The following is a 22,476-nucleotide window of genomic DNA, read 5'->3' as shown; positions in this document are numbered from 1 at the left end:
CTGGAGTCATGGTGAAATAAAAAAGGCCCGCATTGGCGGGCCGTGCTCAGATCTCGAGGGCCTTGCGGTCCTTTCCTTCAATCCAGCGCGGCGGTTTGCCCCGGCCGGTCCAGGTGGCGCCGGTGGCGGGGTCGCGGTATTTGGGCACGCCAATGCTGGCGGATTTGGCCTTGCCAGCGCCGAAGATGTCATCCTGGGTCAATCCGAACTCCTCGACGAGTCCGCGGACCGTGGAGATGACTCCGCCTTTTTCCGCCTTCAGGGTTGCGGCGATCTTTGCCTCAAGCTCGGCCTTTTGCTGGAGGAGGGTTTTGTAATCTGCTGTCATGTATTCCTCATGGATAGTGTGCTACACAATGACGCATTCTATGGAGACAAGGCTGATGTCGCAGGTGGGACATCGTTGGTGTTTGCACCTAGCCTCTGCGCCGCCTGTCCCCATGCGCTGGGCGCGAATCGGGCCTATGCCTCGGCAAATTCGCGCCTGGCGCTGAAGTGCAGGATTTCGGAATCCTGCGCTCCCCCCTGTCTTTGAATGACGATGGTGCCGTTGGCATGCAGATAGATGCGGATGCCCGGCAGGGTGTCCGAATCCAGATGGCAAGGGCTTTTGTCCAGGTTTTTCCAGCCATGTTCTGCACACAGCGTGCGTTGCCGCATGCGGTTGAGCAATTCCCGGCGAGCGCCGGCGCCTTCGCAGATGCGCATCCAGAGCAGCAACAGCATGTCGTGTGCCTCCTGGCGGGATGAGCAGGGAGGCATGTGCTTCAACTGGTTCAGCAGGGTGACGAACCGTTCCTCTGCGCTGATTTCGAGTGCCATGCTTGCCTCCTGTGTGCCTGGATATGCATCAAAGTGTAGGCAGGCCCGGTTCTGCGAAGGCGCGGCGTTTGGCGACAGCGCCGGTGGCGTTTTTTCCTGCGTGTTTGCAGGATTTCTGCCTGGCCGCCTGTCGTGACAACGACGCGTGGCGTCAGTGCGACTGCATGCCCATGAGATTGCACGACATGGCGCATTGCTGGCAGGCCGCCGCGCAGGTCTGGCAATGGTCGTGGGAATGCTTGCTGCATTCGTCGGCGCAGGCCTGGCAGATCTGGGCGCACAGGCGGCAGATGGCAGGCGCATGCGGACTCTGGCGCGCCATTGAGGCCACGGCCAGTTCGCAGATCCGGGCGCACTCCAGGTCCTGGGCAATGCAGGCGGCCATCATCCGGACGTCTGTTTCCTTCAGGCAGGCAGCCGCGCAGGTATCGCAGGCAATGACGCAGGCCTGGCAGGCGTCCATGCAGGCCTTGTAGTCGATGGCAGGTAGGGTGGTGGTATTCATGGCAGTTCTCCAGGAATGAGGGGGTGAAGTCGCGCAGGGCGTTCTTCCATGGCCATTTGTCGGCAGCTATCCGCACCAAAGAAAACGCCCCGCGAACGGGGCCGTGTCAAAGACCGCAAGGCCTGGATTTACAGGTAGGGCACGCCGTAGTAATCGTTCACGCGGCGGCCATATTCATCGGTGTAGTCCGGGGCGGTATCGCGCTCGTAGCGTGGAGCGTTGTCCAGCTGCTCACGCGTCAGCGACACCACGTAGCCGTTCATGTTGGGCTCGTACTTGAGGGATTCCCAGGGCAGGGGATAGCGTTCCGTGCCGATGCCCAGGAAGCCGCCGAATTCCATGACGGCGTAGCGCACCTTGCCGGACAGCTTGTCGATCATCAGCGTGTCTATGCTGCCCAGCTTGTCGCCTGCGGGGTTGTAGACATTGGTGCCGCTGACGGTTTCGGAAGAAATGACGCTCGATGCGGTGTTGGGTGTGACCATGATGTTCTCCGGTGAGTGGGTTTGTGCTGGCACGCCGACGCGATGCGTCTGGCGGCTGGGCGATGCGACGTTGAAAAAGGCGCGGGACGCGGACCTTCGAAAGCCTGTGCATCGCCTGGCGAGGTCGAAGCCTGTGTGCTTCTGGGTTCCAGCTTAGGACCGCAATGGCGTGCTCCGGGTAGTCGGTGCGCCGCGACCGGCGTAGGAAGGTCCTTGGGCGTCGGAGGCCAGGTCCTACGAGGCCTTGTAGTCATGGTCTGCGCAGCTGCGGCCCTTGGCTGACGCGGCGGCGCAGCCTGGACCGGCGTCGGCCTGGCGGGCACAGGCGTACAACAAGGTTGCAAGAGGGATGCGGCGGATGCAGTCCCGCATCCACGTTCCATCCCCGAAGGAGAGTCCCATGAATGCAAGCAACAAGCCATCCATCCCGCCGGTGTCTGCAGACGCGGTGGAGGATGAAGACCTGGCCGAACAGGCAAGACCGGGCCACGGAGTACCTTCCCAGGACCCCGATGCAGCTGCCCAGTACCAACTGTCGCCAGAGGATGCGCAGCGCGAGTCGCGCTCGGTGTTCATCGGCGGTGGCGTACTGGCCGGTGCCGCTGCCGGCGCTGCCGCCGGTGCGGTCATCGCCGGACCGGTGGGCGTGGTGGTGGGCGGTACCGTGGGCAGCGTGGCCGGTGCGCTGGGCGGTGCGGCCGCAGGTGCCGTGGCACCGGCAGAGAGCGCGCAAAAGCCCGTGCCACCCGACAGCAAGTCTTCCGGGTGACAGGTGCGGGAGGTGGCAGGCCGTGTGTGGCGCGACGGCCATGGACGGCGGCGGGCGCATCCCGTATACAGGGGCCTGTCCACTTTCTTCTCACCCCAGATGGCCAACGTTCTCATAGGCATCGTCGCCGCAATCCATGTCTACATCCTCGTGCTGGAGATGTTTCTCTGGGACAGGCCGGCTGGCCGGAAGGCCTTTGCACTGACGCCGGAATTTGCGCAACAGACCCGGACGCTGGCCGCCAATCAGGGCCTGTACAACGGCTTTCTCGCCGCCGGGCTGATCTGGGGCCTGGCGCAGGGCGGCGATGGCCTGGCCTTCAAATACTTCTTTCTTCTGTGCGTGCTGGTGGCAGGCCTGTATGGCGCCGCCACGGCCAGCCGCAAGATCCTCTGGGTGCAGGCGGCGCCGGCCGCCGCCTCGCTGCTTGCGTTGTACTTCGGCCTGTGAGGGCGCTCGGGGCGAACTCGCCGTAGTTCAGCGTCTCGCGCCGGTAGTCCAGGCGCTGGTCGATTTCGCTGGCGCGCTGGCGGCCGTGGCCGGCTTTATTCATCGGATGCCAAGCCAACTGGCCAAAACAACTGATCAAAAGACTTCGGAAATGGCAGGCTCCATGCAGCCATTCATTCGATTCTGAAAATGCAGGCGGCGCCATTGAAGGCTTTCCACATGCCAATGGAGCGCTGGCTGCGGGGGCATTCAGGATGAATGTCATCGTTCACCAGACGACATGATTGGCCAGTAGGGCTGGCACGCTTGCGGAGCGTACAGAAGCCTTGGCGCGGCCTGGTTGCTGTCTGGAGTTCTCGAATGGCCGGGATGGCGGCCATCAGGGCATGCAACCAGGAATTTTCTTGATATTGATGGTGTTTTGTATTTTCTATCGATAGAGAAAAATCATTTGCTCCAAGCGCTGTCAAAACCTGCCGGCTATTGGAAAACCTGGGTATTCATGCGATTGCTTTCCGGGGAAAATCAAGGAATGGCGCAAGTGTATTGCGCCAGGTTCTGATTGATTTTTGGGTAGGCATCCGGGTGGATTCATTGACGCAGGCTGCAGCACTGCGCCAATGCAAGGGGCCGGAATCATTTGTCCTGTCTTCATGAACTCTCCGGCGCATCGCGGGCAAGGCCGACGCAGATACCGAGCATCCTGGCGGGCGCTCGCTGCGATGGCTTTGGCTGCCGTCGTGGCCTTGGTGGCGGGCCTGCATGCCTGCAGCGGGCCGCAGCGTTTGCAGGCACAGGGCTGCCGCGTGGATGGCGTTGCGGGCGGCGCGTTGTTCATGGCCAAGAAGCGCCAATTCCATGTGTTGCAGCGGCTGAAAACGCACCGTCTGGCCGAGGCCGAACGGCAGCAAATGCTGCTGGCGCGGGATGCCGTGCGAGGCACGCGCGTGCTGGCCGGGCCAGCCTCAGTCCAGCAGCGCCTGTATGGCCTGCAACTGCGCCGCCAGCCCGGGCCGCGCGGCTGGAAAAGTCTCCTCGAAGGCGGCGGTGCCTACCGTGAAACCCGCGGCACCGCTGGCAAGCACGGCCGCGATGCGTTCGCTGCGATCAATGGAGCCGGCCACGACCACGGGTTTGTCCACCGCATCGCAGACCGCCTTGATCAGGGCCGGCACGTCGCCCCGGAATCGGTAGGCCAGCAGGTCCAGGCCATGAACGCCTTCCAGCCCCGCGATGCGGCGCGCGCTGGCCACGATGTCCTCGGCCGGCCCTGAAAGCACGCTCGGATGCCCGCTGATCCTGCCGGGGAACGGATAGTAGGCAATGCCGCTGCCGCGCAGCACGGGCAGCACCGCCTCGGGGCGCGTGCCGCCCATGAGAACGTCCACCCCGAGTTCGACCGCCGCGCGGGCCGAAGCCACCTCGCTGGCCTCGTCCAGGCTGACGACTTCCAGGTAGACCCTGGCACCGCCCGCGCGGATGTCGCGGGCCAGCTCGCGCAGCTGGGGCAGGGGCAGGCCTATGTCCTTGAAGCCCACATGGCGCACGCCCTGGGCCAGCACTTCGCGCAGCCGCTCGCGCGCATCGGCAATGGTCTTGTCCTGCTGCGTGAGCATGAAGATGAAGTCCGGGCGCTGAGCCTGCCCGCAGGCGCCGGAGCGGCCCGCCTGCACCATGGCCGCCGCCTGGCGCAGCGCGCAGGCCAGGCTGGCATGGTCCGCACGGCCCGTGCCGGCGATGTCGAAGGCCGTGCCGTGGTCCACCGAGGTGCGCACGAAGGGCAGGCCCACGGTAATGTTCACGCCCTGCTCGACGCCCAGGTACTTCACGGGAATCAGCCCCTGGTCATGGTATTGGGCGACCACCACGTCGAACTCGCCCCGGCGTGCCCGCATGAAGACCGTGTCGCCCGGCCAGGGGCCGTTGGCGTCTATGCCTTCGGCCCGTGCGGCCGCAATGGCGGGGATGATGACCGAGCGGTCCTCGTCCCCGAACAGCCCGTTCTCGCCGGCATGCGGATTGAGGCCCGCCACGGCCACGCGGGGCCGGGCGATGCCGAACGCCCGGCAGGCCCGGTGCGCAAGGCGGATGGCACGCAGTTCGTTGTCCGGTGTGACTGCGGCAATGGCCTGCTGCAGCGGCACATGGATGGAGACCAGCAGCACCCGCAGCTCGTCATTGGCGAGCATCATGGCGAAGTCGCGCGTGCCCGAACGCTCGGCCAGCATCTCGGTGTGGCCGGGATGGGGGCAGCCCGCGGCGCGCAGCGCCTCCTTGTGGATGGGGGCGGTCACCAGGCCTGCGACTTCGCCGGCCAGGGCCAGGTCGATGCCGCGCTGTATGTAGGCATGGCAGGCGGCCCCGGCGCGCGCATCGATGCGGCCCCGGGCCAGGTCCGTGGGCAGCCGGTCCCCGGTCTGGAGCACGAAGAGGGTGGCGGGTGGCACGGTGGAGGGAACCTGGGCCGGCGTATCGATGGCGTGGATGCGCGGGTGCACGCCCAGGATGTCGGCGGCCCGCTGCAGTTGCCCCGTGTCGCCGATGACGAAAAAAGGTGCATGGGGCCGGTCAGGGTCCATGGCCAGTTTGACGATGATCTCGGGGCCTATGCCCGCGGGATCGCCCATGGTGATGGCCAGGGGGGCGGTGGCGATGGCGGGGACTTCGTTCATGGTCATTGCTGAAAGCTCAATCGATGGAGGTACTTTGCATGAAAATTGCATTGCAAAAAATCGATATGGATTCAGTATTAGGTTGATCAAAAGTCAATTGAAAACTCTCCTCACTCCCTTTCCCCGATGTCGCCCTCCCGTCCCATGCCACCACCCACCCGTATGCCGCCGCTGTCCGCCCTGCGTGCCTTCGAGGCCACGGTGCGCCACGGCAGCGTTTCCAAGGCCGCGCGCGAGCTGCACCTGACCGACGGCGCCGTGAGCCGCGCCGTGCGCGACATGGAAGAGGCGCTGGGCTTTGCGCTGTTCCAGCGCAGCAACCGCAGCATCATTGCCTCCCCCACGGCGCGTGTGCTGGCCGAGGAGGTGGCCCTGGCGCTGGAGCGCCTGCGCGGCGCGCTGGGCCGCGCGCGGCAGGCCGCCGGGCCGGACCGGCCGCTGGTGCTGTCCTGCGAGCCCACCTTTCTGATGCGCTGGCTGATTCCCCGCCTGGGCGGTTTGCAGGAAGCGATCGGCACGCAGCGCGAGCTGCGCCTGGTATCGGCCGGCGGCTCGGTGCCCTTTGCGCGCGAGGGCATCGATCTGGCCATACGCCGCGCGGATTTCGACATGGGCAGCGATGTGCTGGCCGAGCCCTTTCTGCAGGAGCACGTGGGTCCCGTCTGCCGGCCTGCACTTGCGAAGACGCTGGCACGCTCCGGGCCGCTGGGCGGCGTGCTGCTGCACACAGGATCGCGCCCGGACGCATGGCGGCATTGGAGCGAGCTGACCGGCGTGCCGCTGCAGCCCAGGCGCGAGGCCCGCTTCGAGCATTTCTACCTGAGCCTGCAGGCCGCCGTTGCCGGGGCGGGCATTGCCATCGGGCCACGGGCGCTGGTGGCCGACGATCTGGCCAGCGGCACCCTGTGCGCGCCGCGCGGCTTTGTGGCCGACGGCTCGCACTACGTGCTCATGTCACCCAGGCCGGTGCATGACGAGGCCCGCTTCGCCCTGGTGCTGGACTGGCTGCGCACGCAGACATTGCCGCTGGCGCAGGCCGATGCCTGACTTCAGCCTGCCCGGCCTCACTGATCGTGCTCTGACAGCTCCCGCCAGTGCGTGCGGGTGAATGCATAGACGGTTTCCAGCGCCGGTGACAGGCTGCGCGCGCCCATGCGCGCCATGGCGTAGCGGCCGCAGCGCCGGGGATCGGCGGGCAGGGGCACTTCGGCCATGGCGCCGCTGGCGCGCTCCTGGCGCGTGATGGACAGCACGCCGAACAGCAAGGTGTCCGTGGCCAGGGTCACGCTGCGCAGCAGTTCCAGGTCGTTGCAGTGCAGGGTGAACAGCTTGTCGGGCTCGGCGCCCTGGTCCCACAGCTCGGCCAGCTGCCGCGCCATGGCCGTGCTCAGCGTGGTGGTGGCCAGGGGGTAGCGGAGGATCTCGTCCATGCGGGGGTTTTGCAGCACGGGGTGGCCCGCGCGGCAGACCAGGCCGGCGGGCAGCTCGCCCAGCAGCTCCATTTCCACGTCATCGGCGGCGCGCAGCACATAGGCGTCGCCGACGATGGCGTCTATCGACTCATTGCGCAGCAACTCCAGCAGCGCGCTGGTGGCGCCCATCTCGGTGCGCACCTTGATGCGCGGATGCGCCTGCGCCATGTGGATCAGAAAGGGCTTGAGCAGCAGCGCTGCCGGGGCCGGCGCCACGCCAATGGCCAGTGCGCCCTCCTGGCCGCCGCGCAGCAGCTCCAGGTCGCGCCGCAGCTGGGTTTCCTCCAGCCGCATGCGGCGTGCGCGCTCGGCCACCAGTTCGCCGAAGACCGTCAGCCGGGCGCGCCGCGCCCCCCGGTCGAACAGCTGTGCCCGAAGCTCGTCTTCCAGCGCGCGGATGCTGCGGCTCAGCGCCGGCTGGGTCAGGTGCACGGCGCGCGCCGCGTCCGAAAAAGTGCCGTGCTCGACGATGGCCAGCAAGTGCCGCAGCTTCTGGGTATCCATGCGCAGTCCTCATGGTTTGTTGGCAGATTTCTCATTTGAATTATAGGTAGGCGTTTCCTAAGATCGCATCCATGGACATTGAAACGTCCTATAGAGCGGCCACAACCGCCAACTCTTTCATCGGAGCAAAAGGAGACAAACCATGCTCAAGCTGTTCATCGGCATAGGCATCCCGTACATCGCGGTGATCGGCCTGCTTCCCTGGGTCGCGTCGGTCGATCGCCATCTGCTCGGCGTGCCCTTCATCTACCTGTGGATCTTCGTGTGGTTCGTGCTGACCTCGTTGTGCATGCTCGTGTGCTGGCTGGTGTTCGACCGCCACGAAGCCGACGACGTGCAGTCGGCCTGAAGGGAGCGCTGCCATGACCACCGCAGTCTTTCTGGGCTTCATCGCACTGTCGCTGTACCTGGCCATCCGCTCGCGCACGGGCAAGGGTGCGCAAAGCGTGCATGACTTCTTCGTCGCCTCTCGCCAGTTCGGCGCCTACCTGGTGTTCTTCCTGGCTGCCGGCGAGATCTACAGCATCGGCACCATGGTCGGCTTTCCGGGCGGCATCTACGCCAAGGGGCCGACCTATGGCGTCTGGTTCCTGGGCTACATCCTGCTGGCCTATCCGCTGGGCTACTTCCTGGGCCCCATGATCTGGAAGGCAGGCCTGCGCCACAACGCCATCACCCTGCCGGACCTGTTCAAGGGCCACTTCGGCAGCCGCGCGCTGGAGCTGATCGTGGCCGGCTCGGCCATCCTGTTCCTGCTGCCCTGGGGCCAGCTGCAGTTCACGGGGCTGGTGGCGGCGCTCAAGGGGCTGGGCTGGAACTTCCAGCCGCTGCACCTGCTGCTGATCTCGGCGGGCCTGGCCTTCACCTACATCGCCATCTCGGGCGTGCGTGCCTCGGCCTACATCGCCATCCTCAAGGACATCCTCATGGTGGTGGCCATCATCGCCACGGGCGTGGCCGTGGGCTGGCATGCCGGGGTGGGCGATGTGTTCGCCGCCGCCAGCGCCAAGGTCAGCAACCACATGACCGATACGCAGCTGCGCTTTTCCATGAGCACCATGCTGTTCCAGGCGCTGGGCTTCTACATGATGCCGTTCGCCGTGCAGAACTTCTTCACGGCCAAGAGTTCGCACACCATCCGCCGCACCCAGATCGCCATGCCGCTGTACATGCTGATGTACCCGTTCCTGGTGCTGGCCTCGTACTACGCCATCAGCCAGAACCTGCAGCTGGCATCGCCCAACGAGGCCTTCTTCGCCGCTGCCGTGCGCCTGCTGCCCGACTGGCTGCTGGGGCTGGTGGCCGCAGGCGCCGCCCTGTCGGGCCTGCTGGTGCTGGCGGGCATCTGCCTGGCCATCGGCCCCATCGTGGCGCGCAACCTGCTGCCCGGCCTGCCCGAGGCCAAGCAAAAGCAGGGCGCCAAGGTGGTGATCGTCATCTACCTGCTGCTGTCCATCGTGATGACGCTGCTCACCCCCAACCTGATGCTGACCCTGATCAACACCACCTACTACGGCGTGACGCAGTTCTTCCCGGGAATGATGGCCATCCTGTTTGGCTGGCGCATCCGGCCTCTGGCCATTGCGCTGGGCGTCGTCTGCGGGCAGGCGCTGGCCATCGTGCTGTACCTGCAGCAACCGGACTTCGGCGGCATCAACCTGGGCTTCATCAGCCTGGCGCTGAACCTGCTGGTCACGGCCATCGTCCACTGCCTGCCGCGTGCGGCACACGTCAAGACCGCCTGAGGGAAACATCCCCATGAACCACGAAACCAGCGGGCGCGTGCGCATCTTCGCGGCGCGCACCATCCTTACCATGGACCCGGCCCGGCCGCAGGCCACCCACGTGGCCGTGCGGGGCAGCACGGTGCTGGCGGTGGGCGGGGAGGCCGAGATGGCCGCCTGGCCCGATGCCGAACGCATCGACCGCCTGCGCGGCAAGGTGCTCATGCCCGGCCTGATCGAGGCCCACAGCCACCTGATGGAAGGCGCCATGTGGGATGCGGTCTACCTGGGCTACTTTGACCGCCGCGATCCCGACGGGCGGCTGTGGCCCGGCCTGCGCACGCTGGAAGCCGTGCTGGCCCGCCTGGCCGAGGCCGAGCGCGCGCTGCCCGATGCGCAGGCCACGCTGCTGGCCTGGGGGTTCGATCCCATCCTCTTTGGCAGCAGCCGGCTGTCGGTGCGCGAGCTGGACCGTGTCTCCGCCACGCGGCCCATCGTCATCCTGCACGCCAGCGTGCACCTGATGAATGTGAACTCGGCCATGCTGGCGCTGGCCGGCATCGACGAGGACACCGACATCGACGGCATCCACAGGGACGCCGAAGGCCAGCCCACGGGCGAGCTTCAGGAGTTTGCCGCCATGTACCCCGTGCAGAAGGTGATCGGCAGCGCGCTCTCCCTGGCCGCAGCCGAGCAGCGCGAGGCGATCTGGAAGTTCGGCCGCGTGGCCCAGCTCGCGGGCGTGACCACGGCCACCGACCTGGTCAGCGATCTCTCGGCCCAGGGCCTGGCCGCGCTGCGCGAGGTGACGGGCGACGCGGCCTATCCGCTGCGCATCGTCCCGGCCTTTGCGCCGCAGCGCAACCCGGAAGGCGGCGCCGCGCGCGTGCACGCCGCTGCGGCGTCCTCGGCCAGCGACAAGCTGCAGTTCGGCCCCGTCAAGTTCATCGTGGACGGCTCCATCCAGGGCTTCACCGCGCGCCTGCGCGCCCCCGGCTACGCGGGCGGGCAGCCCAACGGCCTGTGGCTGATTCCGCCGTCGCAGCTGCCCGCGCTGTTCGAGCCCTTCCACCTGGCCGGGCTGCAACTGCATATCCACACCAACGGAGACGAGGCCACCGAGGTGGTGCTGGATGTGATCGAGGACCTGCTGGCCAGGCACCCGCGCGCCGACCATCGCCACACCCTGCAGCACTGCCAGCTGGCCGACAGCGCCCAGCTGGAACGCGCTGCGCGCCTGGGGCTGTGCGTCAACTTCTTCTCCAACCATCTCTATTACTGGGGCGATGCCCATGCCGGGCAGACCGTGGGCATCGAGTGGGCGTCACGCATGAATGCGGCGGGCACGGCACGGCGCCTGGGCATGGACTTTTCCATGCATTCCGATGCGCCCATCACCCCCATCAATCCCTTGTTCACCGCCTGGTGCGCCGTGCAGCGCGAAACCGCTTCAGGCCGCGTGCTGGGCGAGGCCGAGCGCCTTTCGGTGGACGATGCCTTGCACGCCATCACCATGGGCGCGGCGCGCACCCTCAGGCAGGAGCAGCGCGTGGGCAGCATCGAGCCCGGCAAGCTGGCGGACTTCGCCGTGCTGGAGGACGATCCCCGCACGGTGGCGCCCGCCGCCCTCAAGGACGTGAAGGTCTGGGGCACCGTGCTGGGCGGGCGCATCTTCCCCGCGCCCGGGTCCCGGCCATGAGCACGCCGGCCGCCGCGGCGCAGCGGGCGCCCATTCCCATGGTCGTCGTGGGCGGCTACCTGGGCGCAGGCAAGACCACCTTGCTCAACCGGCTGCTGGAGCGCGCCGATGGCCTGCGCGTGGCCGTGCTGGTCAACGACTTCGGCGAAATCAACATCGACGCCGCCCTGATCCGCACGCGCAGCAGCGACGTGCTGCAGCTGGAGAACGGCTGCATCTGCTGCTCCATCGGCGGGCGGCTGGCCGAGGCCCTGGCCGCCGTGGGCGCGCGGCCCGACCGCCCGGACCTGCTGGTCATCGAGTGCAGCGGCGTCTCCGATCCCGTGCGCATCGCCCAGGTCGGCATGCTCGACCCCGCGCTGCAGCTCAACGCCATCCTGGTGGTCGTGGATGCCCAGGGCCTCGATGAGCAACTGCGCGACCCGCTGGTCGGAGACATGGTTCGCCGCCAGATCTCCGGTGCGACGGCGCTGGTGCTGACCAAGACGGATCTGGCCGGCGCATATGCCACCGAAAAGGTGGCCGCGCGCGTGGCTGGCATGGCGCCCGGTGCCGTGGTGCTGGCGGCCCGCCATGGCCAGATACCCCTGGCCGTGTTCCTTGATGCGGCTGCCGCGCCACGCCGCCCGCAAGGCCTGCTGCAAGCGGGGGGCTCCTGGAAAAGCCAGGCCGGGGATACGGCCTGCTTGGCCGATGTGGGCAGCTTTTCCTACGCAACGCGTCGCTGCTTTGACCGGCAGCGATTGCGGCAGGCTCTGCGTACGCTGCCTGTCCCGCTGTTGCGGGCCAAGGGCATCGTGCGGCTGGGCGGGCAGGACAGCGCCCAGGAAATCCACGTGGTGGGTGGGCGCTTGCGCATTGCCAGCCTGCCTGGGGCCGGGGTCTCGGAGTCCGTGTTCGTCTTCATCGGTTGTTTCACGGCGATGGGGCGGGAGGCAATACTTCGCTGTCTTGAGGGAGCCCTGGCTGCGCAATGAAGACATCTTTGGCTGAGTCGAAATTTTTGGAGTTTTGGATTTCGGGCCAAAAAAACGTATTAGAATTTACGTCTTCTAGGGGAGTCGCCAAGTTGGTAAAGGCACCGGATTTTGATTCCGGCATGCGAGGGTTCGAGTCCTTCCTCCCCTGCCAGATAGACAAAGGCCCTGACAGTTCTGCTGTCAGGGCCTTTTTGTTTTCAGGCCGTGGCCTGCTGCGGGCTGGCGTTCACACCTGAGCCCGCACCCGCCATGGCGGCGTCCAGCGTGGCGCGTATGCCCTGGGCGTAGGGCGTCTTGGCGATGGGGCCCAGCAGGGCGTGCAGGGCCGAGTCGTCCATGATCAGCGGATCGGTCAGCAGGTAGTGCATCTCGGCCAGTTCGCGCATCAAGGGGCTGAACAGGCCGGCCAGGCGCAGCGCGGTCCTTCCCGCGACGCGCAGTTTCAGCGGCCTGCCGCTCAGGCGTTCGATCTCCAAGACGATGTCGCGCTGCGTGGTCACCCCCGCGCCAGCCAGGTGCCAGACCCTGCCGAATGCCTGCGGCGTGTCGATGATGCGCGCGACGACGGGGCCCACGTCAGGCACGTAGACAAACTCGTGCGGACGGTCCAGCGGGCCGATCATGCCGGCCCGGCCGCCATGGGCCGCCGCCTCGAAGGCACCGTGCAGCAGGCTGTTGTGCACCCCGGGGCCGTAGAAGTCGGGCAGGCGCAACACGGTGGCCTCGATGCGGCCCTGCGCATGGGCCTGCAGCAGCAGGTCCTCCTGGGCTTTGCGCATGCGGCCCTTGAAGGTATGGGGCTCGCGCGGATGGTCTTCTTCCACGGCAAGGGTGCGGGCCTTGCCGTAGGGATAGACGGTGCCGATCAGCACGACGCGGCGCACGCCCGCGGCAATGGCGCCTTCCAGCGTCTTGCGCATCAGCTCGGGATGCAATTCAAACTGCCAGTAGTTCACGCCCACCAGGTAGACCAGCGTGTCCACGCCGTGGGCGGCAGCCTCGATGGAGCCGGCGCTGTCCGGGTTCCAGGTGGCGATCTCGGCCAGGGGATCGGCGCCGAAGGTCTGGTGCAGGCTGGCTGCGTTGCGGCCGACCACGCGATAGGCGCGGCCCTGTTGTCTGAGCGCGGCGGCCAGGCTCTGGCCGATGGCGCCTGCAGCGCCGAAAAGTGCAATGGATGGCATGGGGCGGGTCCTGTGGTGACCACGCCAGTGTCCGCAACACGCTGCAAAAGGAAAATTGCCTAGAATCTTCTGGTGTCCATGCATAAATGAATGGATCAGAGATGTCGGAACCCCACTGGGAGTGGTATCGCAGCTTTTTGCAGGTGCTGGAGTCCGGGTCGCTGTCGGCGGCGGGCCGGGCCATGGGCTTGGCGCAGCCTACCGTGGGCCGGCACATTGACGGGCTGGAGTCGGCGCTGGGCCTGCAACTGTTCACCCGTTCGTCCGATGGCTTCGCGCCCACGGAAGCGGCCTACGAGCTTCAGCCCTATGCCGCCAGCATGGCAGCGACGGCGGCCGCGCTGCGCCGCGTGGCGGCCAGCCATGGCTCGGGCGTGCGTGGCACGGTGCGGCTGACGGCCAGCGAGGTGGTGGGGGTGGAGGTGCTGCCGCCTGTGCTTGCGCAATTGCGCGCGGCGCACCCTGAGCTGGCCATCGAACTGGTGCTGTCCAACGCGGTGGACGACCTGCTGCGCCGCGAGGCCGATGTGGCCGTGCGCATGTTCCGGCCGCAGCAGGAGGCGCTGGTGGTACGCCATATCGGCGCCATCGAGCTGGGGCTGCATGCCCATGAGAGCTATCTGGCCAGACATGGCGTGCCGGATTCGCTGGAGGACCTGGCCGGGCATTCGCTCATCGGCTTCGACCATGAGAACGCCTTCATCCGCAGGTTTCAGCAGCAGTTTCCGATGTTCACGCGCGAGGCCATGGCGCTGCGCTCGGACAGCGACCTGGCACAGCTGGGCGCCATCCGCGCCGGCTTTGGCATCGGCATCTGCCAGTCGGCGCTGGCGGCCAGGGACCCGGGCCTGGTGCGGGTGCTGCCGCAGGCATTCTCATGGAAGCTCGATACCTGGGTGGCCATGCATGAGGACCTGCGCAAGAGCGAGCGCTGCGCCGTGGTCTTCAAGGCTGTGGCCCAGGCGCTGACGGCCTATGCCAGAGGCGGTGCCTGACGCGCGGCACCCAGGGGAACTTGTGTTCAGCCGGCGTGCAGCAGGCAGGAGCGAGCGAGATGGCGCAGCGTGGACTTTCTGCGCTGGGTGGCGACAAAGGCCTGGCAGTTGTGGGCGGTGTAGGCGGCCATGACCACGGTCAGGCTGACGACGGCCCACAGCGGAATGGGCAGCAGGGAATCCAGCAGCACCGCGCACACGGCCAGCATCACCAGGCAGGGCAGCAGCCGCAGCAGGGCGGCTTGCCGGGGTTGCTGCCTGCGCAGCAGGGTGAGGACTTGGGTGGCGGTAAGCCTGCGGAATCTGCCGGCTTGCTTGCGAAAAACGTTCACGGCGCGGTGGGTCGTTGAGGTGGATCAAAAATTTGTGTGCGAATGTATCATCCTGGTGCATGCCCATCAAGCGATGTGTGGCGGCGCCATGACAAAGGCCCGCGCAAGGCGGGCCTCTACCAGCGAGGGCCTGTGCAGGCGTCAGCGCATCTCGATCTCGATGGCGATCAGCACAAAGGCCGCCATCCACAGCGTCTCCACCACCAGCAGTGCAAAAGGCCGCCAGCCGGCCTGCGCCAGTTGCTGGAACGAGGTCTTCAGGCCCAGGGCCGCAATGGCCAGCACCAGGCAGTTGCGCGAGAGGTCGCTCAACTGGTGCTGCAGGCCCGGCGGCACCCAGCCCAGCGAGTTGATGGCCACCAGCGCGACGAACACCCACAGGAACCAGGGCACCAGGCCCGGCTTCTTGCCGTGGTGCTGCTCGGCCGCAGCCTCGCGCTGGCGCTTGAACAGGGCCGAGACCATGACCACCACCACGGCCAGCATGGACACGCGGAACAGCTTGACGATGGTGGCGTAGTCGCCCGTGGCCTGGTCGATGGTGTAGCCCGCGCCCACCACCTGGGCCACGTCGTGGATGGTGCCGCCGATGAACAGGCCCGCCAGCTCGGGCGGCAGGTGCAGGGCGCGCGCCACCAGCGGGTACAGCACCATGGCGGCCGTGGACAGCACCGTGACCGTGACCACCACGGTGAGCGTGAAGCGGTCGCTGTCCTTGTCGCGCGGCAGCACCGACGAGATGGCCAGCGCGGCCGAGGCGCCGCAGATGGCCACCGCGCCGCCCGACAGCACGCCCTGCGGGCGCGTCAGGCCCAGGCGCCGGCCCAGCAGCGTGCCGCACAGCAGCGTGGTGACCACGGCGGCGATGACGATCAGCGCCGTGGTCCAGCCCAGGCCCGCGATCTGCGTGGCTGTGATGCGCGCGCCCAGCAGGCCCACGCCCAGGCGCAGCACGCCGCGTGCGCAGAACTCGATGCCGGGCTTGGCGCGCGCGTCCTGGCTCAGGAAGTGGAAGGCCACGCCGAAGAACAGCGCGAACAGCAGCTGCGGCCCGCCGTGCAGGGTGGAGACGAAGGTGGCTGCCAGCGCAATCACGCCCGACAGGCCCGTGCCGGGCAGGAGCTTCAGCCATTGCAGCATGCGCGGCACGGACGGCTGTGCTGCCAAAGGGGCTTGGACCTGGCTCATGGCTGCTCCTTGCCGCCCGCCGCATCGGCCAGCACGGCCAGCGCGCAGGAGGCGATGCGGCTGGCCACCGAGTCCGAACGGCTGGTCAGCACGATGGGCACGCGCATGCCCAGCACCAGGCCCGCGCATTCGGCGTCGGCCATGTAGACCAGCTGCTTGTAGATCATGTTGCCTGCCTCCAGGCTGGGCACCAGCAGCACGTCGGGCTGGCCGGCCACATCGGAGACGATGCCCTTGTGATGCGCCGAGCGCAGCGAGATGGCGTTGTCGTAGGCCAGCGGCCCGTCGAGGATGGCGCCGCTGATCTGCCCCCGGTCGGCCATCTTGCACAGCGCGGCCGCGTCGATGGTGCCGGGGATGGCGGGATTGACCGTCTCCACCGCCGAGAGCACGGCCACGCGCGGCCGGGCAATGCCGATGGCACGGGCCAGGTCGATGGCGTTCTGCGCAATATCGCGCTTGTCCATCAGCGTGGGGAAGATGTTGACCACGCAGTCGGTCATCAGCAGCGGGCGCTCGAAGCCCGGCAGGTCCATCACGAACACATGGCTGGCGCGGCGGCTGCCGCGCAGGCCGGCCTCGCGCGCCACGGCGGCGCCCAGCAATTCGTCACTGTGCAGGCTGCCCTTCATCAGCGCGCGGGCCTGGCCGCTGCCGCACAGCGCCGCCGCCTGGGCCGCCGCCGCGCGTGGATCGTCGGCTGTGGAGTGGATGGACGCTCCCGCCAGATCCAGCCCGGCTGCCTGGGCCGATGCCCGGATGCGTGCCTCGGGACCGACCAGCAGCGGCGTGATCAGGCCGGCATGCGCGGCCTGCATGGCCGCCTGCAGCGAGCCTGCATCGCGGGGATAGGCCACGGCCACCGGAATGGGGCCTTGCGCCTTGGCCTGGTCCAGCAAGTGCTGGAGATGGGGACGGGGCGTGGCGGGCGCATCATCGGCGGCCACGGCGAGTGAAAGTGGGGGGACCATGAAAGCTCCTGCGGGAAAGTACAGGGCCCGGCGCGAGCAACGCAGGGAATCTGGGAATCGGCTTTCGAGGGCCTTGCGCTTCACCCAGGCGCATGAAACCGGCGCGGCCCATCCCAGGGACACCGAGGAAGGGCCGCCCCGCACCGAGGGTGTCGTCCCCCTCCCCCGCGCAGCGGGTAGAGAGGGGGAAGGCGCGCAGCGCCTCAGGGGGTGTCAGTCTGCGTCAGACGAAATCTTTGTACTTTTCCAGGAAGCGCACGGGCTTGGCCAGCGCATCGCGGCGGAACGGGTCGCCCAGTTCGCGCGTGCACATCACCTCGATCACGCAGGTCTTGCCGTGGTTCATCTGCAGGTCGATGGCCTTTTGCAGCGCCGGGCCCACGTCCTCGATCTGGTCGACCACGATGCTCTCGGCACCCATGGCGCTGGCAATCGCCGCGAAGCTCTCGCTTTCCAGCTCGCCGGCCACGAAGCGGCGGTTGTAGAAATCCACCTGGTTCTTCTTCTCCGCGCCCCACTGGCGGTTGTGGAAGACCACGGCCGTGACGGGAATGTCATGGCGCACGGCGGTCATGATCTCCACCATGCTCATGCCCCAGGCGCCGTCGCCGGCGTAGGCGATGGCCGGGCGGTCGGGCGCCGCGCACTTGGCGCCGATGATGGTGGGCAGGGCATAGCCGCAGTTGCCGAAGCTCATGGGCGCGAAGAAGCTGCGCGGCTCGTCGAAGCGCAGGTAGCTGTTGGCCACGGAGTTGATGTTGCCGATGTCGGTGGAGACCATCACGCGCGGCGGCATGGCCTTTTCCAGCTCGCGCAGCACCTGGCGCGGGTGCAGGTACTGGCCGCCCGTGGGCGTGCGCTCGCCCTTGGCCTCTTCGATCATGTCCAGGCTGTAGGGGTCGCGCTCATGCGTCCACTCGTCCAGCTCCTTCTCCCAGGCCGCCTTCTCGGTGGCGATGGTGTCGGCGCGCGCGGCCTTGGTGGCGTCGCAGGCCAGGGTCTGGCCCTGCAGGCGGCGGCCCAGCTCGCGCGCCACGGCCTTGGCGTCGCCGTGGATGCCGACCGAGATCTTCTTGACCAGGCCCAGGTTGGTGTGGTCGGCCTCGACCTGGATGATCCTGGCGTTCTTGGGCCAGTAGTCCATGCCGTGCTGGGGCAGGGTGCCGAAGGGGCCCATGCGCGAGCCCAGCGCGATCACCACGTCGGCCTGGGCGATGAGCTTCATCGCGGCCTTGGAGCCCTGGTAGCCCAGCGGGCCGGCCCACAGCGGGTGCTTGGCGGGGAAGGCGTCATTGCGCAGGTAGCCCGTGACCACGGGGGCGCCCAGGCGCTCGGCCAGCTGCCTGCACTCCTCGACCGCATCGCCCATGACCACGCCGCCGCCGGCCAGGATCACGGGGAACTTGGCCATGGCCAGCAGTTCCGTGGCGGCCTGCAGGCTGTTTTCGCCGCCCGAGCCGCGCTCCACGCGCATGGGCTTGGGGATTTCGCACTGCACTTCGCCGTAGAAGTAGTCGCGCGGAATGTTCAGCTGGGTGGGGCCCATCTCGGAGATAGCGCGGTCAAAGCAGCGGGCCGTGAACTCGGCCATGCGCTTGGGGTTGCAGACATGGCCCTGGTACTTGGTGAACTCCTGGAACATGGGCAGCTGGTTGGCTTCCTGAAAGCCCCCCAGGCCCATGCCCATGGTGCCGGTCTCGGGCGTGATCATGACCACGGGGCTGTGGGCCCAGTAGGCGGCCGCGATGGCGGTCACGCAGTTGCTGATGCCGGGGCCGTTCTGCCCGATCACCACGCCATGGCGGCCCGAGACGCGCGCATAGCCATCGGCCATGTGGGCCGCGCCCTGCTCGTGCACCACGGGGATCAGGCGGATGCCGGCGGGCGCGAAGATGTCCATGGCATCCATGAAGGCCGAGCCCATGATGCCGAACATCTCCGTGACGCCGTTGGCCACGCAGGTCTCCACAAAGGCTTCGGAAGGGGTCATCTTCTGGACGCCTTCGACCACCGTACGATTGTTGGCTGCAGTCATGTTGTCTCCTTGAAAATGGAACTTTAAGTTCCGAAAAAAGAAATCACGGCGCAAGTCTAGGACTGAGTTTGCCCGGATGTCAAACAAATTTCTTTTTTCGGAACAAATTGACTCGAAAAATTGAAAAACATATGATGACCAACACCATGAACACCCGTGACCCCATCCCTGCCCGTATCGATGGCGACACGCCCAACCTGCGGCTGTTCGCGCTGCTGGAGGCGATTGCGCAGAAGAACGAGCCCTTCACGCTGCAGACCATGGTCGAGGAGACAGGCCTGCCCAAGCCCACCATGCACCGCATGCTCCAGCAGCTCGAGGGCGCGGGCATCCTGCAGCGCGAGGGCAATGGCCGGCACTACGGCACGGGCCGGCGGCTGATGCGGCTGGCCGAGAGCGTGCTGCTCAACAACACCACGCATGGCGCGCGCCATGCGGTGCTGGCCCAGCTGGTGCGCGACATCGGCGAGAGCTGCAACATCACCGCCTTCTCGGGCAGCGAGGTGCTCTACCTGGACCGGGTGGAGACGCCCGCGCCGCTGCGCTTTTATCTGCACCCGGGCTCGCGCGTGCCGGCCCATTGCTCGGCCACGGGCAAGCTGTTCCTGAGCCAGATGGCGCCCGCGCAGCGCAGGCGGCTGCTGTCGGCCGTGCCGCTGGAGGGCTTCACGGCCAACACGCTGACGGCCTTCGACGCGCTGGACGCCGAACTGGACCAGGTGCGCGCCCAGGGCCATGCCTTCGACAACGAGGAGTTCCTTCCCGGCCTGCTGTGCCTGGGCGTGCTCGTGCCCTCCATCCAGGGCGGCCCCTCGAACATGGGGCTGGCCGTGCAGGCGCCCATCATGCGTTTCACCCGCGAACGGGCGCTGTCCTTTCTTCCCCAACTGCGCGCAGCGGCCGAGGCGATTGCGCGCATCAACGACGAAGTCCCCCCGGGAGCCCCTGACGATGACTGAGCTGACCCTGATGCATCCCACGAGCACACTTGGCGTGCGCGAGACCTTCGGCCTGGACACCGACATGCAGGTGCCGGCCTTTGCCGAGCGCAGCGAGCATGTGCCGGCCGTGGACCCGGCCTACCGCTTCAACCCGCAGGCCACGCTGGCCATCCTGGCCGGCTTTGCGCACAACCGGCGCGTGGTCATCCAGGGGCTGCACGGCACGGGCAAGTCCACCCATATCGAGCAGGTGGCGGCGCGACTGAACTGGCCCTGCGTGCGCGTCAACCTCGACGGCCACATCAGCCGGCTGGACCTGGTGGGCAAGGACGCCATCGTGCTGCAGGAGGGCCGCCAGGTCACGCAGTTCCAGGAAGGCATCCTGCCCTGGGCGCTGCAGCGGCCCGTGGCCCTGGTCTTCGATGAATACGACGCGGGCCGGCCCGACGTGATGTTCGTCATCCAGCGCGTGCTCGAACGCGAGGGCAGCTTCACCCTGCTGGACCAAAAGCGCGTGCTCCAGCCGCATGCGCAGTTCCGCCTCTTCGCCACCATGAACACCCTGGGCCAGGGCAACCTCAGCGGCCTGTACCACGGCACGCAGATGCTCAACCACGCCCAGCTCGACCGCTGGAACCTGGTCACCAGCCTGGACTACCTGGCGCCGGCCGAGGAAGCCGCCATCGTGCTGGCGCGCGTGCCGCAGTTGGCCACGCCGCAGGGGCGCGAGCAGGTGGCCGCCATGGTGGCGCTGGCCGCGCTCACGCGCAAGGGCTTTGCGGTGGGCGACCTGTCGCTGCTGATGTCGCCGCGCACCGTCATCACCTGGGCCGAGAACGCGCAGATCTTCCATGACCTGCGGCTGGCCTTCGAGCTGTCCTTCCTCAACAAGTGCGAGCCGGCCGAGCGGGCCATCGTGGCCGAGTATTTCCAGCGCTGCTTCGGCCAGGAACTGGCGCTGCGCGACGAGCCCGCCCATGCCTGCTGAGGCATCCCCTTCGCTGGCGCGCATGGAGGCCTGGGGCGGGCCGCTCTTGCGCGCCATGGCGGGCGATGCCTCGCTGCAGTGGAGCGGGCAGACGCTGTACCGGGGCACGGCGCCCGTGGTGCTGGCAGCGGCCCACCAATCCGATGTGCCGGCCCGATTGGCCGACCAGCGCGGCCTGCTCGACGGTGCCAGCCTGCGCCTTCGCCTGAGCGATGCCGCGCTGCACGCGCGCCACCTGCCCGGCGACCCGGTGGAGCGGCTGGTGTTCGAGCTGCTGGAGCAGTTGCGCGTGGAAAGCCTGGCGCCCGAGGAATGGCCGGGCGCACGCGCCAACCTGCATGCGCGCTTTGTGCACTGGAGCCAGGCCTTTGCCGATTCGGGCCTGACCGAAAGCAGCCTGGGCATTTTGCTGTTCACCGTGGCGCTGACCGCCTGGAGCCGCCTGAGCGGACATGAGCCGCCCGATGCCCTGGCCGACCTGGCCGAGGCCACGCGCGCCGGCCTGTCGGCGCAACTGGGCGCGCAGTGGGCCCTGCTGCGCCGCCACCGGCAGGACCAGCAGGCCTTCATTGCGCCGGCCCTGGCCATCAGCCGCTGGGTGGGCCAGGCCGTGCGGTCAGCCCAGGAAGAGGCGCCGCGCGGCGCTGGCGGGCCGCGCCGGCGCGGCCGCTTCGCGCTGCCGCTGCACTTTGAATCGCAAAGCCTGGATGCGCCGCCCGTGGCGCTCAGCGGCGACAGCCGCGCCTGGGCCGGATCGGCCCACAGCTACCGCGTGTTCACGCGCGCCTATGACCGCGAGGCGCAGGCGGCCGAGCTGATCCGCGCAGCGCAACTGGCCGAGTTCCGCGGGCAGATGGATGAGGAACTGGCGCGCAGCGGCTTGCATGCGGGCCGGCTGGCCCGCCACCTGCAGCAGCGCCTGGCCGTGCCGCGCCACGACGGCTGGCAGTTCGGCCTGGAGGATGGACACCTGGATGGAAGCCGGCTGGCGCAACTGGTCAGCGATCCGCAGCAGCGCGCCATCTTCAGGAACGAGCTGCCGCGCCCCGTCAGCGATGCGGCCGTGGCCCTCCTGCTGGACTGCTCGGGCTCGATGAAGGCACATGCGCGCCAGTTGTCCCTGCTGGTGGACCTGCTGGGTCGCGCGCTGTCCATGGCCGGCGTGCCGGTGGACGTGCTGGGCTTTTCCACCCAGGCCTGGAACGGCGGCCGCGCCCGCCGCGACTGGCAGCGCGCGGGCCAGCCCCACATTCCGGGCCGGCTCAACGAGCGGCTGCACATCGTCTTCAAGGACGCCGCCAAACCCTGGCGCCACGCCCGCCACGGCATTGCCGCGCTGCGCAGGCCCGACCTCTTTCGCGAGGGCGTGGACGGCGAGGCCGTGGAATGGGCCTGCGAGCGGCTGCTGGCGCAGCCCGCGCAGCGCCGCATCCTGCTCGTCATCTCGGACGGCTGCCCCATGGACACGGCCACGCACCAGGCCAACGACGAGCACTACCTGGACCAGCACCTGCGCCAGGTCATCGCCCGGCACGAGCGCGCGGGCGACGTGCAGATCCGCGCGCTGGGCGTGGGGCTGGACCTGGGCGTGTTCTACCGGCGCAGGCTGGCGGTGGACCTGCGCGAGCAGATCGATGAAGCCCTGCTGATGGACGTGGCGGAGTTGATCTGTCGGCCGTGATGCCGGCCGTGGTGCCTTCCGTGATGCCCTCCACGATAGCGACTTCGCTCAGCGCCCATCCGCCCGGGGTGGGACTGCA

General features: G+C 67.7%; 23 protein-coding genes and 1 tRNA gene. 12 read left to right on the top strand and 12 right to left on the bottom strand.

All coding sequences use genetic code 11. The annotated features are described in order from the left end of the window. Nucleotides 1-46: 46 nt before the first annotated feature. From ACFPFG_RS11115 to ACFPFG_RS11100, 4 genes are all read right to left on the bottom strand, one after another. Complete coding sequence (locus tag ACFPFG_RS11115; RefSeq protein ID WP_183018837.1) at nt 47-328, bottom strand: H-NS histone family protein; 282 nt, start codon at nt 326-328, stop codon at nt 47-49. Nucleotides 329-462: 134 nt separating this feature from the next. Continuing rightward, nucleotides 463-822, bottom strand: coding sequence for a hypothetical protein (locus ACFPFG_RS11110; protein WP_380106541.1), 360 nt, complete (start codon nt 820-822; stop codon nt 463-465). 151 nt (nt 823-973) lie between these two features. Continuing rightward, the gene (locus ACFPFG_RS11105) at nt 974-1,327 is read right to left on the bottom strand and encodes a four-helix bundle copper-binding protein (protein ID WP_197957199.1); all 354 of its coding nucleotides are present in this window, start codon (nt 1,325-1,327) and stop codon (nt 974-976) included. Nucleotides 1,328-1,455: 128 nt separating this feature from the next. Further along, on the bottom strand, nt 1,456-1,812 hold the full coding sequence (locus tag ACFPFG_RS11100) for a PRC-barrel domain-containing protein (RefSeq protein ID WP_183018840.1): 357 nt from the start codon (nt 1,810-1,812) through the stop codon (nt 1,456-1,458). A 400-nt stretch (nt 1,813-2,212) separates the two neighbouring features. On the opposite strand from ACFPFG_RS11100, the gene ACFPFG_RS11095 reads away from it, so the two are divergent. Both ACFPFG_RS11095 and ACFPFG_RS11090 read left to right on the top strand, forming a co-directional pair. After that, nucleotides 2,213-2,581 carry a bacteriocin gene (locus tag ACFPFG_RS11095; protein ID WP_183018841.1) on the top strand — a complete coding sequence of 123 codons (369 nt, stop codon included), beginning with the start codon at nt 2,213-2,215 and terminating at the stop codon, nt 2,579-2,581. A gap of 99 nt (nt 2,582-2,680) precedes the next feature. Beyond that, entirely contained in the window at nt 2,681-3,031 is a 351-nt protein-coding gene (locus tag ACFPFG_RS11090) for a DUF1304 domain-containing protein (RefSeq protein ID WP_380106538.1), read from the top strand. A 500-nt stretch (nt 3,032-3,531) separates the two neighbouring features. Here the strand turns inward: ACFPFG_RS11090 and ACFPFG_RS11085 are convergent, their stop codons facing one another. Beyond that, nucleotides 3,532-3,942, bottom strand: a complete 411-nt coding sequence (locus ACFPFG_RS11085; protein WP_380106536.1) for a hypothetical protein — start codon at nt 3,940-3,942, stop codon at nt 3,532-3,534. 54 nt (nt 3,943-3,996) lie between these two features. Beyond that, nucleotides 3,997-5,709, bottom strand: a complete 1,713-nt coding sequence (gene pdxA / locus ACFPFG_RS11080; protein WP_380106534.1) for a 4-hydroxythreonine-4-phosphate dehydrogenase PdxA — start codon at nt 5,707-5,709, stop codon at nt 3,997-3,999. A 138-nt stretch (nt 5,710-5,847) separates the two neighbouring features. Between pdxA and ACFPFG_RS11075 the strand changes: the two genes are divergently transcribed. Further along, complete coding sequence (locus ACFPFG_RS11075; protein WP_183018845.1) at nt 5,848-6,750, top strand: LysR family transcriptional regulator; 903 nt, start codon at nt 5,848-5,850, stop codon at nt 6,748-6,750. Nucleotides 6,751-6,767: 17 nt separating this feature from the next. Here ACFPFG_RS11075 and ACFPFG_RS11070 read toward each other — a convergent pair whose 3' ends face one another. Then, nucleotides 6,768-7,679, bottom strand: coding sequence for a LysR family transcriptional regulator (locus ACFPFG_RS11070; protein WP_380106531.1), 912 nt, complete (start codon nt 7,677-7,679; stop codon nt 6,768-6,770). A 142-nt stretch (nt 7,680-7,821) separates the two neighbouring features. Here ACFPFG_RS11070 and ACFPFG_RS11065 point away from each other — a divergent pair, with 142 nt between their 5' ends. From ACFPFG_RS11065 to ACFPFG_RS11045, 5 genes are all read left to right on the top strand, one after another. Next, nucleotides 7,822-8,028, top strand: coding sequence for a DUF3311 domain-containing protein (locus ACFPFG_RS11065; RefSeq protein ID WP_183018847.1), 207 nt, complete (start codon nt 7,822-7,824; stop codon nt 8,026-8,028). Between the two features lie 13 nt (nt 8,029-8,041). Further along, nucleotides 8,042-9,424: a sodium:solute symporter family protein gene (locus ACFPFG_RS11060; RefSeq protein WP_380106529.1), complete on the top strand. Its 1,383-nt coding sequence runs from the start codon at nt 8,042-8,044 to the stop codon at nt 9,422-9,424. 13 nt (nt 9,425-9,437) lie between these two features. Then, the gene (locus ACFPFG_RS11055; RefSeq protein WP_380106527.1) at nt 9,438-11,102 is read left to right on the top strand and encodes an amidohydrolase; all 1,665 of its coding nucleotides are present in this window, start codon (nt 9,438-9,440) and stop codon (nt 11,100-11,102) included. Continuing rightward, on the top strand, nt 11,099-12,079 hold the full coding sequence (locus tag ACFPFG_RS11050; protein WP_374620144.1) for a CobW family GTP-binding protein: 981 nt from the start codon (nt 11,099-11,101) through the stop codon (nt 12,077-12,079). The genes ACFPFG_RS11055 and ACFPFG_RS11050 overlap by 4 nt, the downstream gene beginning before the upstream one ends. A 77-nt stretch (nt 12,080-12,156) precedes the next feature. Continuing rightward, nucleotides 12,157-12,233 (top strand) — tRNA-Gln (locus tag ACFPFG_RS11045). Nucleotides 12,234-12,279: 46 nt separating this feature from the next. Here the strand turns inward: ACFPFG_RS11045 and ACFPFG_RS11040 are convergent. Beyond that, nucleotides 12,280-13,266 (bottom strand): NAD-dependent epimerase/dehydratase family protein, encoded by a 987-nt coding sequence (locus ACFPFG_RS11040; protein ID WP_380106524.1) that lies wholly within the window; start codon nt 13,264-13,266, stop codon nt 12,280-12,282. Between the two features lie 101 nt (nt 13,267-13,367). Here ACFPFG_RS11040 and ACFPFG_RS11035 point away from each other — a divergent pair, with 101 nt between their 5' ends. Then, entirely contained in the window at nt 13,368-14,261 is an 894-nt protein-coding gene (locus ACFPFG_RS11035; protein WP_380106522.1) for a LysR family transcriptional regulator, read from the top strand. A gap of 26 nt (nt 14,262-14,287) precedes the next feature. Here ACFPFG_RS11035 and ACFPFG_RS11030 read toward each other — a convergent pair whose 3' ends face one another. The 4 genes from ACFPFG_RS11030 to xsc form a co-directional block, all read right to left on the bottom strand. Next, nucleotides 14,288-14,593, bottom strand: coding sequence for a hypothetical protein (locus ACFPFG_RS11030; protein WP_183018853.1), 306 nt, complete (start codon nt 14,591-14,593; stop codon nt 14,288-14,290). A 141-nt stretch (nt 14,594-14,734) separates the two neighbouring features. Further along, a complete protein-coding gene (locus ACFPFG_RS11025) occupies nt 14,735-15,781 on the bottom strand; it encodes a YeiH family protein (RefSeq protein ID WP_183018854.1) in 1,047 nt (348 codons plus the stop codon). Continuing rightward, nucleotides 15,778-16,752 (bottom strand): bifunctional enoyl-CoA hydratase/phosphate acetyltransferase, encoded by a 975-nt coding sequence (locus tag ACFPFG_RS11020; RefSeq protein ID WP_312379628.1) that lies wholly within the window; start codon nt 16,750-16,752, stop codon nt 15,778-15,780. The genes ACFPFG_RS11025 and ACFPFG_RS11020 overlap by 4 nt, the downstream gene beginning before the upstream one ends. Before the next feature lie 223 nt (nt 16,753-16,975). Continuing rightward, a complete protein-coding gene (gene xsc, locus ACFPFG_RS11015) occupies nt 16,976-18,787 on the bottom strand; it encodes a sulfoacetaldehyde acetyltransferase (protein ID WP_380106519.1) in 1,812 nt (603 codons plus the stop codon). 131 nt (nt 18,788-18,918) lie between these two features. Here xsc and ACFPFG_RS11010 point away from each other — a divergent pair, with 131 nt between their 5' ends. Genes ACFPFG_RS11010 through ACFPFG_RS11000 form a run of 3 tightly spaced genes read left to right on the top strand, consistent with a single transcriptional unit; the run spans nt 18,919 to nt 22,397 of the window. After that, on the top strand, nt 18,919-19,746 hold the full coding sequence (locus tag ACFPFG_RS11010; protein ID WP_012203918.1) for an IclR family transcriptional regulator: 828 nt from the start codon (nt 18,919-18,921) through the stop codon (nt 19,744-19,746). Beyond that, nucleotides 19,739-20,716 (top strand): AAA family ATPase, encoded by a 978-nt coding sequence (locus ACFPFG_RS11005; protein ID WP_197957187.1) that lies wholly within the window; start codon nt 19,739-19,741, stop codon nt 20,714-20,716. The genes ACFPFG_RS11010 and ACFPFG_RS11005 overlap by 8 nt, the downstream gene beginning before the upstream one ends. Beyond that, entirely contained in the window at nt 20,706-22,397 is a 1,692-nt protein-coding gene (locus ACFPFG_RS11000; protein WP_380106516.1) for a cobaltochelatase CobT-related protein, read from the top strand. The genes ACFPFG_RS11005 and ACFPFG_RS11000 overlap by 11 nt, the downstream gene beginning before the upstream one ends. Nucleotides 22,398-22,476: the final 79 nt, after the last annotated feature.

The sequence above is a fragment of the Delftia deserti genome, assembly GCF_042653485.1.
GTDB lineage: Bacteria > Pseudomonadota > Gammaproteobacteria > Burkholderiales > Burkholderiaceae_C > Comamonas > Comamonas acidovorans.
Note: the sequence above shows the minus strand (reverse complement) of the source record. Positions and strands in the feature narration are given on the sequence as shown.